The organism is Streptomyces sp. NPDC048338 (genome assembly GCF_043201055.1).
GTDB lineage: Bacteria > Actinomycetota > Actinomycetes > Streptomycetales > Streptomycetaceae > Streptomyces.
This window is the reverse complement of the sequence record NZ_JBICYQ010000003.1, coordinates 1-14,263: the sequence shown is the minus strand read 5'-3', so window position 1 is coordinate 14,263 and position 14,263 is coordinate 1. Positions and strand designations below refer to the sequence as shown.

Sequence of the window (14,263 nt, the reverse complement as noted above, 5' to 3'; positions counted from 1 at the left end):
CGGAGCAGTAGCGTTCCGTCCATGAGACTCGGAGTCCTGGACGTCGGTTCGAACACGGTGCACCTGCTGGTGGTGGACGCGCACCCCGGCGCCCGCCCGCTGCCCGCCCATTCCCACAAGGCGGAGCTGCGTCTGGCCGAGCTCCTGGACGAGCGGGGCGCCATCGCCCCCGCCGGGGTCGAGCGGCTCATCGCGACCGTCGGGGACGCCCTCCAGGCCGCCGAGGACAAGGGCTGCGAGGAGGTCCTGCCGTTCGCGACCTCGGCCGTGCGGGAGGCGACCAACGCGGACGCCGTCCTGGCCCGGATCAAGGAGCGCACCGGGATCGACCTCCAGGTCCTCACCGGCGGGGAGGAGGCACGGCTCACCTTCCTCGCGGCCCGCCGCTGGTTCGGCTGGTCCGCCGGCAAGCTGTTCCTCCTCGACATCGGCGGCGGCTCGCTGGAGATCGCGTACGGCATCGACGAGGAGCCGGACGCGGCCGTCTCGCTGCCGCTGGGGGCGGGCCGGCTCACGTCCGGCTGGCTGCCGGGCGATCCGGCCGACGCGGCGGACGTACGGGCGCTGCGCCGCCATGTGCGCGCCCAGATCGCGCGGACCGTCGGCGAGTTCAGCCGCTTCGGAAAGCCGGACCACGTCGTCGCCACGTCCAAGACCTTCAAGCAGCTCGCCCGGATCGCCGGGGCGCCCGGCTCGGGCGACGGGCTCTACGTCCAGCGCAACCTCACCCGGAAGTCCCTGGAGGAGTGGGTCCCCAAGCTCGCGGTGATGACGGTCGACCAGCGCACCGGCCTCCCCGGGGTGTCGGAGGGGCGCGCCCCGCAGCTCCTCGCGGGCGCGCTGGTCGCCGAGGGCGCGATGGACCTGTTCGGCATCGACGAGCTGGAGATCTGCCCCTGGGCGCTGCGGGAGGGCGTCATCCTGCGCCGCCTGGACCACCTGCCGGCGGAATAGCCCGGACCGCCGGGGCGCGGGTCGGGCACGGCCCGACGGCCGTCCGGCCCGCACCCCGTGGCCGGCGGCGCACGCGGCTCCGCGCGCGCCCGGAGTGCACGCGGCGTGACGGGAACCACTCCCCCCGGCCCCCTGCCCGCCCCGTACGCTGTCCTTCGTGGCAGAACCAGTGGTGCGCATCCCGGATGCGAAGGTCGCCCTGTCGACGGCCTCGGTCTATCCGGAGTCGACGGCGACGGCCTTCGAGACCGCCGCGCGCCTCGGCTACGACGGCGTCGAGGTCATGGTGTGGACCGACCCCGTCAGCCAGGACATCGAGGCCCTGCGCCGGCTCTCGGACTACCACCAGGTACCGATCCTCGCCGTCCACGCCCCCTGCCTGCTCATCACCCAGCGCGTCTGGTCCACCGATCCGTGGACGAAGCTGCGGCGTGCCCAGGCGGCGGCCGAGAAGCTCGGTGCCTCCACGGTCGTCGTGCACCCGCCGTTCCGCTGGCAGCGTCAGTACGCCCGGGACTTCGTCTCCGGAATCTGGCGGATGGCGCACGAGACCGACGTCCGGTTCGCCGTCGAGAACATGTACCCCTGGCGGTACAAGGACCGCGAGATGCTCGCCTACGCCCCCGAGTGGGACGTCACCAAGGACGACTACCGGCACTTCACCGTGGACCTCTCGCACACCGCGACAGCCCGCACCGACGCCCTCGCCATGATCGACCGCATGGGCGACCGCCTGGGCCACGTCCACCTCGCCGACGGCCGGGGTTCGGCGAAGGACGAGCACCTGGTCCCCGGCCGCGGCACGCAGCCGTGCGCCGAACTGCTGGAGCGGCTCGCCCTCGGCGGCTTCGACGGCCACGTCGTCATCGAGGTCAACACCCGCCGGGCCATGTCGTCCGCCGAACGCGAGGCCGACCTCGCGGAGGCCCTGGCGTTCACCCGGCTGCACCTGGCCTCGGCGTCCGCCCGCCCGCCCCGGATCCCCCGCTCATGACCGGAGAGGCCCCGCGCCGCCGCGGCCGGCCCTCCCGCGCGGCCGAGGAGAGCGGCCCTGGTGCCCGGGAGCGGATCCTGGAGGCGGCCCGCGCGCAGTTCGCCGAGCGCGGCTACGACAAGACCTCGGTCCGGGGCATCGCGAAGGCGGCCGGGGTGGACGCGGCGCTCGTGCACCACTACTTCGGTACGAAGGACGAGGTCTTCGCCGCCGCGATCGAGGTCTCCATGGAGCCCGCGACGATCGTCCCGGCCGTCCTGGGCGAGGGGACCGAGGGCATCGGGGAGCGTCTCGCGCGCTACTTCATCGGCGTCTGGGAGAACCCCGCGAGCCGGGCCCCGCTCCTGGCGATCATCCGCTCCGCGCTGACGCACGAGGCGGCGGCCAAGGTGCTGCGCGGCTTCGTCCTGCGCCGGGTCCTGGAACGGGTGGCCGCCGATCTCGACGTGCCGAACCCGAAGTTCCGGGCCGAGCTGGCCGCCTCGCACATGATCGGCATCGCGATGATGCGGTACGTGCTCCAGGTCGAGCCCCTGGCCTCGGCGGACCCGGAGGAGATCGTGGAGCTGGTCGCCCCGACGCTCCAGCGGTACCTGACCGAGGCGTGAGCGTGCCGGACGGCACCCCTCCACGGCCCCCTGCCGGCTGACCGAAAGCTGAACAGCCGGTCCGGCATACGGACACGCTGTCCAGATCTTGGAGGGGCGGCGTACGCTCGAATGCAAGCACATCCATCACGAGGAGCGAGCGACGATGCCCGAGCTGAGGTCCCGCACTGTCACCCACGGCCGCAACATGGCGGGCGCACGCGCCCTGATGCGCGCCTCCGGTGTACCGGGTGCGGACATCGGGCGGAAGCCGATCATCGCCGTGGCCAACTCCTTCACGGAGTTCGTGCCCGGCCACACCCACCTCCAGCCGGTCGGCCGGATCGTCTCCGAGGCGATCGTCGCGGCGGGCGCCATCCCGCGCGAGTTCAACACGATCGCCGTCGACGACGGCATCGCCATGGGCCACGGCGGCATGCTCTACAGCCTGCCGTCCCGCGACCTGATCGCGGACAGCGTGGAGTACATGGTCGAGGCGCACTGCGCCGACGCCCTGATCTGCATCTCCAACTGCGACAAGATCACCCCGGGCATGCTGATGGCCGCCCTGCGCCTGAACATCCCGACGGTCTTCGTCTCCGGCGGCCCGATGGAGTCCGGCAAGGCCACGCTCGTCGACGGCACGGTCCGGACGCTCGACCTGGTCGACGCGATCTCCGACGCGGTGAACGACAAGGTCTCGGACGAGGACATCCTCCGCATCGAGGAGAACGCCTGCCCGACCTGCGGGTCCTGTTCCGGCATGTTCACCGCCAACTCGATGAACTGCCTGACCGAGGCCATCGGCCTCTCCCTGCCCGGCAACGGCTCGGTCCTCGCCACCCACACCGCCCGCAAGGCGCTGTACGAGAACGCGGCCCGCACGGTCGTCGACATCACCCGTCGCCACTACGACGAGGACGACGCGTCGGTCCTGCCGCGCAACATCGCCACCCGCGCGGCCTTCGAGAACGCGATGGCGCTCGACATCGCCATGGGCGGTTCGACCAACACGATCCTGCACCTGCTCGCCGCCGCCCAGGAGGCCGAGCTGGACTACGGCCTGTCCGACATGGACGAGGTCTCGCGGCGCGTGCCGTGCCTGGCCAAGGTCGCGCCGAACGTGGCGCCCGGCGGCACGTACTACATGGAGGACGTGCACCGCGCCGGCGGGATCCCCGCCATCCTCGGCGAGCTGTACCGCGCCGGCCTGCTGAACGAGGACGTCCACACCGTCCACTCCCGCTCCATCAAGGAGTGGCTGGGGACCTGGGACGTGCGTGGCGGCTCCCCGTCGGAGGAGTCCGTCGAACTGTGGCACGCGGCGCCCGGCTGCGTCCGCTCCGCCACCGCCTTCTCGCAGTCCGAGCGCTGGGACACCCTCGACACGGACGCGGCCGGCGGCTGCATCCGCGACGCGGCCCACGCGTACTCGAAGGACGGCGGCCTGGCGGTCCTGCGGGGCAACCTCGCCGTCGACGGCTGCGTGGTGAAGACCGCCGGCGTCGACGAGTCGATCTGGACCTTCGAGGGCCCCGCCGTCGTCTGCGAGTCGCAGGACGAGGCCGTCGAGAAGATCCTCAACAAGCAGGTCAGGGACGGCGACGTGGTCGTCATCCGCTACGAGGGCCCGCGCGGCGGCCCCGGCATGCAGGAGATGCTCTACCCGACCTCCTTCCTCAAGGGCCGGGGCCTGGGCAAGACCTGCGCGCTGGTCACGGACGGACGCTTCTCGGGCGGCACCTCGGGCCTGTCCATCGGCCACGCCTCGCCGGAGGCGGCCTCGGGCGGCACGATCGCGCTCGTCGAGGACGGCGACCGGATCCGCATCGACATCCCGAGCCGTTCGATCGAACTCCTGGTCACCGACGACGTCCTGGCCGCCCGCCGCGAGGCGCTCGGCGGGGTCTACGCGCCGAAGAACCGCGAGCGCAAGGTCTCGGCCGCGCTGCGGGCCTATGCCGCGATGGCGACCAGCGCCGACAAGGGCGCGGTCCGGGACGTGACCCGGCTCGGCTGAGACGGGAAGGGCCCCGGGCGGACCGGGGCCGTCCCGCACGTGTCGTCGCGACCCCGCCGGACCGCCTTCGCGGCGGTCCGGCGGGGTCGAGGTCGTTCCGGGGCCGGGCGTGACGTCACCGGCGCCCGTCCTCCGTGCCCGTCACCAGGCGGCCGGGTCCCGCCCGTCCACGGCGAACACCGAACCGTCGGGCGCGGTCCCGAACACCCGCGTGCCGGCCACGACCGGGGCCGGCACGCTCGTCGCGTAGCCGAGCCGGCCGTCCCGCAGCCGGGTGCCGGTCTGCCCGAGCAACGCGCCGCGCGCGGTGTCGACGGCGAGCAGCCGGCCGTCCGACGCGGAGAGGTAGAGGCGGTCGTCCGGACCCACGACGGGGGCGGAGACGTTCTTGGCCGAGGTCTCCAGCTCCCACACCGTCCGGTCGGCGCCGTCCGCGGCCCCGCCGCCCTCGGTGCTCCCGGCGTTCCCGGTGTCGAGGGCCAGCAGCCGGCCGGAGGCGTCCACGAGGTAGACCGTGTCGCCGCGCAGCGCGGCGCTGGGCGCGTCCATCGGGTAGGGCAGCGGGACGCGACGCACGGAGCGCCCGGCCGGGTCGTAGCGGACCACGGCGTCGGTGCGCGACTGGCGGTCGGCGGACCGCAGGTGGACCACGCCGTCCGGTCCCGTGCCCAGCGGCACGAGGTCCCCGTCGAGCCGTTGCTGCCAGACGATCTCGCCGCTCCGCGGGCGCACCATGCTGACCAGCGTCCGTCTGCCGCCGGCCGAGTTCTCGAAGACGGGCAGCAGACCGGTCTCCGGGGAGTACGGGCCGAAGCGGGGAGTCGAGTGGCCGCGCAGCCGATGGCTCCAGCGCTGCTTTCCGGTGGTGGGGTCGACGGCCTTCACCGTGCCGCCGCCGCCGAGCAGGAGGACCGTGTCGCCCGCCGGCCGCAGTCCGGCACCGCCCGCGGCGGCGGCCGTCGTCCGGCCGGGGGCGCCGTCCTGCGTGTAGGTGCGCAGGTCGCGGCCGTCCGCGACGACGCCCAGGAGTCCGGCGGAGAGCGTCTCGGGTGCCGAGAGGTCCTCGTCGCCGGCGGCGGCCGGCCGTGACCACAGCACCCGGCCGGTGGCGGGATCGACCCGGGCGAGGCCGATGCCCCCGCCGGAGCAGTAGAGCGCCCCGGCGACGTGTCCGCAGGCGGGCGCGGTGGCGTCGGCGTCCTTGTCCAGCGGGGTCTGCCAGCCGGCGAAGGCCCTGGCCGCCTCGGCCGGGTGCGGCTCGCGGGAGGGTGTGTCCGTGCCGGGGACGAGCGTGAGCGCGGCGGCGGTGACGACGCCGGCCAGGACGAGCAGTGCGGCGGACGTGAGCGCCCAGCGCGGGATCCGGCGCCGGCGGCGTCCGGTGGCCGTGACGCGGACGGGCGTGTCCGCGACCCAGGAGCCCTCGGCCGCGGGCCCGGGCTCCGGCAGGGTCAGAGGTCGCCGCTGGGCCGGTATGAAGGCAGCCGCCTCGTACGAGGGCGGGAGCAGTGCCGCCATGATCTCGGCGGGCCCGGGCCGGTCCGCGGGCTCCTTGGCGAGACAGCGGGCGACGAGCGGTGCGAGGTCGGCCGGCACCCCGGTCAGATCGGGCTCGTCGTGCACGACCTGGTAGGCGACGATGTACGGGCTGTCCGAGTCGAACGGGCCGTGGCCGGTCGCCGCGTGCACGAGCACGGACCCGAGCGCGAACACGTCCGCCGCCGGTCCCACCTCGCGCGGGCGCTGGAACTGCTCGGGTGCCATGAAGGGCGGCGAACCGATCAACTTGCCCGTCTCGGTGTGCAGATCGCTGTCCACGGGCCGGGAGATGCCGAAGTCGATCACCTTCGGTCCGGTGTCGGTGAGCAGCACGTTGCTCGGCTTGAGGTCGCGGTGGACCACGCCCGCCCGGTGGATGTCGCGCAGCGCCTCGGCGAGCCCCGCCGTCAGCCGGCGCAGTTCGGCGGGGGAGAGCGGGCCGTTGCGCCGTACCTGGTCGGCCAGGGTGGGGCCGGGGACGTACAGGGTCGCCATCCAGGGCCGCACGGCGTCGGGGTCGGCGTCCACGACGGGCGCGGTGAAGGCGCCGCTCACCTTGCGCGCGGCGGCGACCTCCTGCCGGAACCTGGCCCTGAACTCCGGGTCCTCGGCGTACTGCCCGTGCACGACCTTGACCGCGAGCCGCAGGCCGGAGGCGGAGGTGGCCAGGTGGACGATGCCCATGCCACCCGCGCCGAGACAGGCTTGGAGGCGGTACTCGCCCGCGTACTCAGGTCCTTCCGCGTCCCGGTCGGCGCCGGTACTGCGCAACGGCGGCATCGCCCACCCCCGTGTGGTTCCCCGTTGAGTTCGCGCGCGTGCGCGACGCACGGAGCCTAGTCGATGGTGGGGGCGATGACGGTGGGGCTTGCTAGCCTGCGCGTCGCAGAGAGTGAATTTCAGCGGAGCGCTCGCGTTCCCAACGGGGGAGGAAACCATGACTGTCGAGGAGACGAACACCGCAGCGAGAGCCGAGCAGACGGCCGCGGCGGCGGAGGTGGCGCGCTACCCGATCGCCCCCGGCTACCGGGTCAACGTGCGCTCCGGCCCGGGGACGAAGTACTCGATCGTGCGGACGCTGGCGCTCGGCGTGAGCGTGCCGATCTACTGCCAGAAGGCCGGCGAGTGGATCACCGGCCCTTACGGCACCACGAACCTCTGGGACAACATCGCCCCCGGCGAGTTCGTCTCGGACGCGTACGTGAGGACCGGGAGCGACGGCTACGTCGCCCCGCGCTGCGGCTGACGGAACCGTGGGACCCGGCCGGACCCGGCCGGGAAGGGGAACGGGGAGCGACCGGCGGGTCACGTGCCGCGGCGGCCGCCCCGTTCCCCCGCCGCCCGGGGATAATCGATCCCGTGAGCGACGACGACCAGACCGAGAACCCCGGCACTCCCCAGGGCGGGACCGCGGCCACGGCCGCCGGACCGCAGCCCGAGGAGATCCGTTTCTTCGGCACGACCTGGGTCGACCACGACGGTGGCTACGGGCTGCGCCGTGCCGGTGTCGCCGTCGGCTCGCTCGCCGCCGCGGCGGCCGGCTGCTTCGTGCTGCGCTTCGCGTACGAGGGCCTGGAGATCGCCGACATCGGCGGTTTCGTCAACCTGCTGGTCGTCGTCATGTTCGCGATCTGCAGTGCCATCGCCTTCCGCAAGACCTGGGAGGGCTTCGGCTCGCGGCCCGCCGACCCGGCCCGCGAGGAGGCCCTGCGCGGCCTGAAGGCCATCGGCTTCATCGGCTCGCTCCTCGCCTACTTCTTCCGCAGCCTGGTCGAGGCACCCGGCGAGCGGCTCCGCCGCGCCGAGTACGAGACGGCCCGCGCGCGGTACGAGAAGCGCCGCGACGCCCGCACGGGCAACCCGTCCGCGCGCCGGAAGCCCAAGCGCCGCTGACCCGGGGCGGCCCGCGCCCGACAGCGGACGCCGCCCGGGTACCGCCGTCCCCGGGACGCCGCTCACCGATCCGGCCTGATCGACGAGACACCCCGGACCCCGCACGCGCACGGCGCGCTCGTCGACCGGACCGACCGGACCGACCGGACCGACCGGTCCACCCGGGCGCGTCCGCCTCCGCGAGCGCGCCGCCGGGCGCCCCCGTCGTCGCGCCCGCGCTCACGACGTTCCCGCGCGGCACCGGCGTCGAGCACGTCACCGCCCGCGCGCGCCTTCGACCCGGCCCCGCCCGACCGCGTGTCCCCACCGCCCGGGCGCGCGCCCTCACCGAGGAGCGGATGGTCCGCTCGACCGTTCGGTCCGCTCGACCGTCGGTCCGTTCCGTACGGCCTCCCGCCGTCCCGCCCCGATCCCGCCGGTCCCCGGCTTCGGCCGACCGGGCCCTTCGCGGCCGGTCCCGGTGTCCCCACCGGCCGCTGCCGCCGGCCCACCGCGACCCGCACGCCCCCCGCTGTTCCGGGTCCGTTCCGGATGCTTGACGGCCGGGACCCCCGCGCGCATTATTCATCGCATGATGAATTATTCCGAGGGGGCTCCGCCGCCCGCGATCGCCGCCCGCGGCCTCACCGTCGTACGAGGCGACCGCACGGTCCTGCGCGGCATCGACTTCACCGTGCCGCCCGGCCAGATCACCGGCCTCCTGGGCCCCTCCGGCTGCGGCAAGTCCACCCTGATGCGCGCCGTCGTCGGCACCCAGGCCAAGGTCGGCGGCACCCTCGACGTCCTCGGCCGCCCGGCCGGGGACGCGACCCTGCGCTCCCGCATCGGCTACGTCACCCAGGCGCCGTCCGTCTACGACGACCTGACCGTGCGCCAGAACCTCGACTACTTCGCCGCCGTGCTCCTCCCGGGCCGCGCCCACCGCGAGGACCGGCGGACCGCCGTCGACCGCGCCGTCCACGACGTCGACCTCGGCTCGCACGCGGGCTCCCTCGCCGGCCGGCTCTCCGGCGGCCAGCGCAGCCGCGTCTCCCTCGCCGTCGCCCTGCTCGGCACACCGGAACTGCTCGTCCTCGACGAACCGACCGTGGGCCTCGACCCGGTCCTGCGGCGCGACCTCTGGAACCTCTTCCACCGCATCGCCGCCGACCGCGGCACCGCGATCCTCGTCTCCTCCCACGTGATGGACGAGGCCGAGCGCTGCCACCGGCTGCTGCTCATGCGCGAGGGCGACATCCTCGCCGACGACACCCCCGACGCGCTGCGCCGCCGCAACGACACCGCCACCGTCGAGGACGCCTTCCTCCGCCTGGTCGACGCGGCCGCCGCCCGCGCCCGCGTTCACCAGGGAGACCGGCACCCGGACCGCACCACCCAGCCCGCCGAGGAGATCCAGCGATGAACGGTGCCCGCACCCTCGCCACCGCCGCCCGCGTCCTGCGCCAGCTGCGCCACGACCCGCGCTCGATCGCCCTCATGCTCCTCGTGCCGTGCGTGATGCTCTTCCTGCTCCGCTACGTCTTCGACGGCAGCCCGCGGACCTTCGACGGCATCGGGGCCTCGCTGCTCGGCATCTTCCCGCTGATCACGATGTTCCTCGTGACCTCGATCGCCACCCTGCGCGAACGCACCTCCGGCACCCTGGAGCGACTGCTCGCCATGCCGCTCGGCAAGGGCGACCTGATCGCCGGCTACGCGCTCGCCTTCGGGCTCCTCGCCGTCGTGCAGTCCGCCCTCGCCACCGGCCTCGCCGTGTGGTTCCTGGGCCTCGACGTCGTCGGCTCGCCCTGGCTCCTCCTCCTGGTGGCCCTGCTCGACGCCCTGCTCGGCACCGCCCTCGGCCTCTTCGTCTCGGCCTTCGCCGCCTCCGAGTTCCAGGCCGTCCAGTTCATGCCGGCCGTGATCTTCCCCCAGCTGCTGCTCTGCGGCCTCTTCATCCCGCGCGACCGCATGCAGCCCGTGCTGGAGGGGATCTCCGACGCGCTGCCCATGTCCTACGCCGTCGACGGCATGAACGAGGTGCTGCGGAGCACCGACGTCACCGGGGACTTCGTCCGGGACGTCCTCGTCGTCGCCGGCTGCGCCGTCCTCGTCCTCGGTCTCGGCGCGGCCACCCTGCGCCGCCGGACCGCGTGACCGCCCCTCGGACACCCGGCCCGCGGGAACCGGCGCGGTGCGAGGATGGCGACACGTACCCCCTCCGGCGAGGTGAACAGAGCCATGACCCAGACCGTCGCAGTCCTCGGCACCGGCAAGATCGGTGAAGCGCTCCTCAGCGGCATGATCCGAGGCGGCTGGAGCCCGGCCAGCCTGCTGGTCACCGCGCGCCGCACCGAGCGCGCCGAGGAGCTGCGTGCCCGCTACGGCGTCGAGACCGTCACCAACGCCGAGGCCGCCAAGCGCGCCGACACGCTCATCCTCGCCGTGAAGCCCCAGGACATGGGCCGCCTCCTCGACGAACTCGGCCCCCACGTCGCCACCGACCGGCTGGTCATCAGCGCCGCCGCCGGCATCCCCACCGCCTTCATCGAGGAGCGCCTGGCCGCCGGCACCCCGGTCGTCCGCGTCATGCCCAACACCCCCGTCCTCGTCGACGAGGGCATGTCGGTCATCTCCGGCGGCAGCCACGCCACGCCCGACCACCTCGTGCACACCGAGGAGATCTTCGGCGGCGTCGGCAAGACCCTGCGGGTCCCGGAGTCCCAGCAGGACGCCGCCACCGCCCTCTCCGGCTCCGGCCCCGCCTACTTCTACTTCCTGGTCGAGGCCATGACCGACGCCGGCATCCTCCTCGGCCTGCCCCGCTCCCAGGCCCACGACCTGATCGTCCAGGCCGCCATCGGCGCCGCGGTGATGCTCCGCGACAGCGGCGAGCACCCGGTCAAGCTCCGCGAGGCCGTCACCTCCCCGGCCGGCACCACCATCAGCGCCATCCGCGAGCTGGAGAACCACGGCGTACGGGCCGCCCTGATCGCCGCCCTGGAGGCCGCCCGCGACCGCAGCCGCGAGCTCGCCTCCGGCAACGGCTGACCGACACCGTCCTCCGCCGGGGTCACCGCGCCCCGGCGGACGCCGCCTCCACGACGTCCCGCGTCGACACCACCCGGGCGAACCGCCCCCCGTGCAGCGAGACCGCCGTCGCTCGCGTCAGCTCCTCGGCGCCGGCCGTCCATCCGAACGGGCCCGCCAGGTCGAAGGTGTGCATGGCGTCGAGCGGGAACAGCACGTCGTACCCGAGGTTCCCGCCCATCCGGGCCGTCGTCTCGTTGCACATGTTGGTCTGGATCCCCACGATCACGATCTGGCCGATCCCCGCGCCCTTCAGCCAGGCGTCCAGGTCCGGCTCCCCGTAGAACGCCGAGTTCACCGACTTCGTCACCAGCAGCTCCGGCCCCCGGCCCTTCCCCCGCCGCTCCTGCACGAAGTCCTTGAAGTCGTTGCCCACGTGCCCCCGCCGCAGCGGCGAGCGCGACCCGGCAGGCGAGTCGTGCCGTACGAACACGACCGGCCTGCCCGTCTCCTGCCACAGGTCGATCAGCGTCGCGATGTTCCCCTCGGCGTCGACGTTGTCGCGCTTCCCCCAGTACTCCTCCTCGAAGCCCTTCTGCACATCGACGACGACCAGCGCTGCGTTCTCCGAAATCTCCATGACCACGATGCTGCCGCCCGCCGGCGCCCCCTCCCAGAGGAGGAAAAGTCAGCGATCGATGGTTTACTGCCACCATGTCGACGGACACCGCGGAACCCCAGCGCATCGCCCTCGTGGCCTTCCCCGGCGTCCGGGCCTTCGACGTCTCCGTCATCACCGAGGTGTGGGGCAGCGACCGCCGCCTGCCGGCCGTCCCTTCCTTCGAACTCCGCCGCGTCGCGGCCGACCCGGACGCGGCCATCCCGCTGCGCGGCGGCCTCACCCTCACCCCCGACCGCCCGCTCGCCTGGCTCACCGGCGCCGACCTCGTCCTCGTCCCCGGCATCGAGGACCCTGACGCGGACGTCCCCGCCCCCGTGCTCGACGCCCTCCGCCGCGCCCACAGCGCCGGCACCCCGGTCGCCTCCCTGTGCGCCGGCGCCTTCGTCCTCGCCCGGGCCGGTCTCCTCGACGGCCGTCGCGCGGTCACCCACTGGCACCTGGCCCCGACCCTCGCCGCCCGTCACCCGAAGACCGCCGTCGAACCCGACGCCCTCTTCGTCGAGGACTCCGGCATCTGGACCTCGGCGGGCACCGCCGCCGGCATCGACCTCTGCCTCCATCTGGTCCGGACCGCCCACGGCGCCGAGGCCGCGGCCGCCATCGCCCGCGCCATGGTCACCGCGCCCTTCCGCACGGGCACCCAGGCCCAGTTCATCGAGCACCCGACGCCCCGCGCCGACCGCGACGCCGACGCCCTCGCCGGGATCCGCGCCTACGCCCTCGCCCACCTCGACGAGCCGCACACCGTCGCGAGCCTCGCCGCCCGGGCCGGCATGTCCCCGCGCAGCTTCGCCCGCCACTTCCAGGCGACCACCGGAACGACCCCGCTCCACTGGCTCATCGGCCGACGGGTGGCCGCCGCCCAGAAGCTGCTCGAACGCACCGACCACCCGCTCCCCGAGGTCGCCCGCCGCGCGGGCTTCGGCAGCGAGGTCACGATGCGCCAGCACTTCGCCTCGCACCTCGGCACCAGCCCGCGCGACTACCGCCACGCGTTCCGTCACCCGGCGGGCAGCAACCCGACCGCCCGATAGGCCCGGTCGACCAGCGGCCGCGCCAGCTCCCGGGCCCGCGCGGCCCCCTCGCGGAGCACCCGGTCGACCTCACCGGGATCGGCCGCCAGCTCCGCGTGCCGCTCCCGCACCGGCCTCAGCAGCTCGATCACCGCCTCCGCCGTGTCCTTCTTCAGCGCTCCGTACGACGCGTAGGCGCCGGCCAGGGTCTCCGGGTCCCCGCCCGTGGCCGCGGCCAGCAGGTCGAGCAGGTTGGCGACGCCCGGCCGGGCCTCCCGGTCGTAGGCCACCTCCTCGCCGCTGTCCGTCACCGCCCGCATGATCTTGCGCCGGACGGTGTCCGCCTCGTCGAGCAGATAGACGATGCCGGTCCCGTTCTCGTGGGACTTCCCCATCTTCGACCGCGGGTCCTGGAGATCCATCACTCGCGCGGCCACCTCGGGGTGCGTCGCCCGGGGCACGGTGAAGGTGTGCCCGTACCGCTGGTTGAACCGCACGGCCAGATCCCGCGTCAGCTCCACGTGCTGCGTCTGGTCGTCGCCCACGGGCACCTCGTCGGTGCCGTACGCCAGGATGTCCGCCGCCATCAGGACGGGATACGTGAGCAGCGAGAGCCGCACGCTCTGCCCCGCCTCGCGCGCCCCGACGCTCTTCTCCTTGTACTGGATCATCCGCCGCAGTTCGCCGTCCGTGGCCGTGCACTCCAGCAGATAGGACAGCCGCGCGTGCTCGTCCACGTGGCTCTGCACGAAGACGGTGCACCGCTTCGGGTCCAGCCCGGCGGCCAGCAGCAGCGTCGCCGCCTGCCGGCTGAGCCGCAGCACCCGAGCCGGGTCGTGCTCCACCGTCAGGGCGTGCAGGTCCACCACGCTGAACAGCGCGTCCGACCGGAGCTGGTCGACCTCGACCCACCGGCGAACGGCCCCGAGGTAGTTGCCCAGCGTCAGATGCCCGGTCGGCTTGACCCCGCTGAAGATCCGCGTCATCGCGTCCACTCCCTGTCTCCTGTATGCCGACCCGACGGCCGGCACCCGGAGGGGGATACGCGAACGGCCGCCGAGGCGGCGGCCGTGTGCGCATGCGCTACGAAGGGGCCGCCGTCAGGCGGCCCACCACTGAAGGGTGCGCGCATGCGTAGTCATACGGAGAGAGTACGCCCGAGGCCAGGGGTTGACACGGGATTGCCCGATCCGTAATGTTCTCCGAGCTGTCCGACGTGAGTACCGACTCCGGTCGGCCCCGGACAGCCATCTCGCAAGAACCACTTCAAGCAGACGACGCTTCGTCGCGTCGTTCTTCTTTCCGTGCGCTTTTGCGAAATGAGGAATCCGCGTTCGAAAGCCTGGACGCGAGCCGCCGATTAGCGTCGGAGGCAGGGAATCCGCTAAAGTCTCACTCGTCGGAACGGCCCAACAGCCGCAAAGACAAAACCCGCTGACTGGGAATCAGGCCCGAAAGGATCTGATAGAGTCGGAACCGCCGGAAGGGCCCGGAGCGAAAGCGAATGGGACCGGAAAGCACCGAGGAAATCGGATCGGAAAGATCTGATAGAGTCGGAAACGCAAGACCGAA

14 protein-coding genes are annotated in these 14,263 nt (G+C 73.4%); 10 read left to right on the top strand and 4 right to left on the bottom strand.

Annotation, left to right across the window (positions count from 1 at the left end):
• Positions 1-21: 21 nt before the first annotated feature.
• The 4 genes from ACGFZF_RS07540 (at position 22) to ilvD (ending at position 4,555) form a co-directional block, all read left to right on the top strand.
• Entirely contained in the window at positions 22-954 is a 933-nt protein-coding gene (locus ACGFZF_RS07540; protein WP_393551847.1) for a Ppx/GppA family phosphatase, read from the top strand.
• Between the two features lie 157 nt (positions 955-1,111).
• On the top strand, positions 1,112-1,948 hold the full coding sequence (locus tag ACGFZF_RS07535) for a sugar phosphate isomerase/epimerase (protein ID WP_356603823.1): 837 nt from the start codon (positions 1,112-1,114) through the stop codon (positions 1,946-1,948).
• On the top strand, positions 1,945-2,556 hold the full coding sequence (locus tag ACGFZF_RS07530) for a TetR family transcriptional regulator (protein ID WP_393551844.1): 612 nt from the start codon (positions 1,945-1,947) through the stop codon (positions 2,554-2,556). Before ACGFZF_RS07535 ends, ACGFZF_RS07530 begins: the two co-directional genes overlap by 4 nt.
• Positions 2,557-2,701: 145 nt before the next feature.
• On the top strand, positions 2,702-4,555 hold the full coding sequence (gene ilvD, locus ACGFZF_RS07525) for a dihydroxy-acid dehydratase (RefSeq protein WP_393551842.1): 1,854 nt from the start codon (positions 2,702-2,704) through the stop codon (positions 4,553-4,555).
• A gap of 141 nt (positions 4,556-4,696) precedes the next feature.
• Here ilvD and ACGFZF_RS07520 read toward each other — a convergent pair whose 3' ends face one another.
• On the bottom strand, positions 4,697-6,874 hold the full coding sequence (locus tag ACGFZF_RS07520) for a serine/threonine-protein kinase (protein WP_393551840.1): 2,178 nt from the start codon (positions 6,872-6,874) through the stop codon (positions 4,697-4,699).
• Between the two features lie 157 nt (positions 6,875-7,031).
• On the opposite strand from ACGFZF_RS07520, the gene ACGFZF_RS07515 reads away from it, so the two are divergent.
• From ACGFZF_RS07515 to proC, 5 genes are all read left to right on the top strand, one after another.
• Positions 7,032-7,340 carry an SH3 domain-containing protein gene (locus ACGFZF_RS07515; protein ID WP_393551838.1) on the top strand — a complete coding sequence of 103 codons (309 nt, stop codon included), beginning with the start codon at positions 7,032-7,034 and terminating at the stop codon, positions 7,338-7,340.
• 113 nt (positions 7,341-7,453) lie between these two features.
• Positions 7,454-7,987: a hypothetical protein gene (locus tag ACGFZF_RS07510; RefSeq protein WP_393551836.1), complete on the top strand. Its 534-nt coding sequence runs from the start codon at positions 7,454-7,456 to the stop codon at positions 7,985-7,987.
• A gap of 571 nt (positions 7,988-8,558) precedes the next feature.
• On the top strand, positions 8,559-9,389 hold the full coding sequence (locus ACGFZF_RS07505; RefSeq protein ID WP_393551834.1) for an ABC transporter ATP-binding protein: 831 nt from the start codon (positions 8,559-8,561) through the stop codon (positions 9,387-9,389).
• Positions 9,386-10,123, top strand: coding sequence for an ABC transporter permease (locus tag ACGFZF_RS07500; RefSeq protein WP_393551832.1), 738 nt, complete (start codon positions 9,386-9,388; stop codon positions 10,121-10,123). The genes ACGFZF_RS07505 and ACGFZF_RS07500 overlap by 4 nt, the downstream gene beginning before the upstream one ends.
• 84 nt (positions 10,124-10,207) lie before the next feature.
• Positions 10,208-11,017 carry a pyrroline-5-carboxylate reductase gene (proC, locus tag ACGFZF_RS07495; RefSeq protein ID WP_393551830.1) on the top strand — a complete coding sequence of 270 codons (810 nt, stop codon included), beginning with the start codon at positions 10,208-10,210 and terminating at the stop codon, positions 11,015-11,017.
• Between the two features lie 22 nt (positions 11,018-11,039).
• Here the strand turns inward: proC and ACGFZF_RS07490 are convergent, their stop codons facing one another.
• Positions 11,040-11,636 (bottom strand): cysteine hydrolase family protein, encoded by a 597-nt coding sequence (locus ACGFZF_RS07490; protein WP_393551828.1) that lies wholly within the window; start codon positions 11,634-11,636, stop codon positions 11,040-11,042.
• A gap of 74 nt (positions 11,637-11,710) precedes the next feature.
• Here ACGFZF_RS07490 and ACGFZF_RS07485 point away from each other — a divergent pair, with 74 nt between their 5' ends.
• Positions 11,711-12,712, top strand: a complete 1,002-nt coding sequence (locus ACGFZF_RS07485) for a GlxA family transcriptional regulator (RefSeq protein ID WP_393551826.1) — start codon at positions 11,711-11,713, stop codon at positions 12,710-12,712.
• Here ACGFZF_RS07485 and trpS read toward each other — a convergent pair.
• Positions 12,679-13,677, bottom strand: a complete 999-nt coding sequence (gene trpS, locus ACGFZF_RS07480) for a tryptophan--tRNA ligase (RefSeq protein ID WP_393552939.1) — start codon at positions 13,675-13,677, stop codon at positions 12,679-12,681. The genes ACGFZF_RS07485 and trpS overlap by 34 nt on opposite strands.
• Positions 13,678-14,083: 406 nt before the next feature.
• The coding region (locus ACGFZF_RS07475; RefSeq protein ID WP_356780150.1) for a hypothetical protein at positions 14,084-14,263 on the bottom strand (180 nt) is incomplete at its 5' end.

Excerpts from the sequence above, each read along its gene's own strand:
- ACGFZF_RS07540 (WP_393551847.1), top strand. The coding sequence starts at position 22 with ATGAGACTCGGAGTCCTGGACGTCGGTTCGAACACGGTGCACCTGCTG.
- ACGFZF_RS07530 (WP_393551844.1), top strand. The coding sequence starts at position 1,945 with ATGACCGGAGAGGCCCCGCGCCGCCGCGGCCGGCCCTCCCGCGCGGCC.
- ilvD (WP_393551842.1), top strand. The coding sequence starts at position 2,702 with ATGCCCGAGCTGAGGTCCCGCACTGTCACCCACGGCCGCAACATGGCG.
- ACGFZF_RS07520 (WP_393551840.1), bottom strand. The coding sequence starts at position 6,874 with ATGCCGCCGTTGCGCAGTACCGGCGCCGACCGGGACGCGGAAGGACCT.
- ACGFZF_RS07515 (WP_393551838.1), top strand. The coding sequence starts at position 7,032 with ATGACTGTCGAGGAGACGAACACCGCAGCGAGAGCCGAGCAGACGGCC.
- ACGFZF_RS07505 (WP_393551834.1), top strand. The coding sequence starts at position 8,559 with ATGATGAATTATTCCGAGGGGGCTCCGCCGCCCGCGATCGCCGCCCGC.
- ACGFZF_RS07500 (WP_393551832.1), top strand. The coding sequence starts at position 9,386 with ATGAACGGTGCCCGCACCCTCGCCACCGCCGCCCGCGTCCTGCGCCAG.
- proC (WP_393551830.1), top strand. The coding sequence starts at position 10,208 with ATGACCCAGACCGTCGCAGTCCTCGGCACCGGCAAGATCGGTGAAGCG.
- ACGFZF_RS07490 (WP_393551828.1), bottom strand. The coding sequence starts at position 11,636 with ATGGAGATTTCGGAGAACGCAGCGCTGGTCGTCGTCGATGTGCAGAAG.
- ACGFZF_RS07485 (WP_393551826.1), top strand. The coding sequence starts at position 11,711 with ATGTCGACGGACACCGCGGAACCCCAGCGCATCGCCCTCGTGGCCTTC.
- trpS (WP_393552939.1), bottom strand. The coding sequence starts at position 13,677 with ATGACGCGGATCTTCAGCGGGGTCAAGCCGACCGGGCATCTGACGCTG.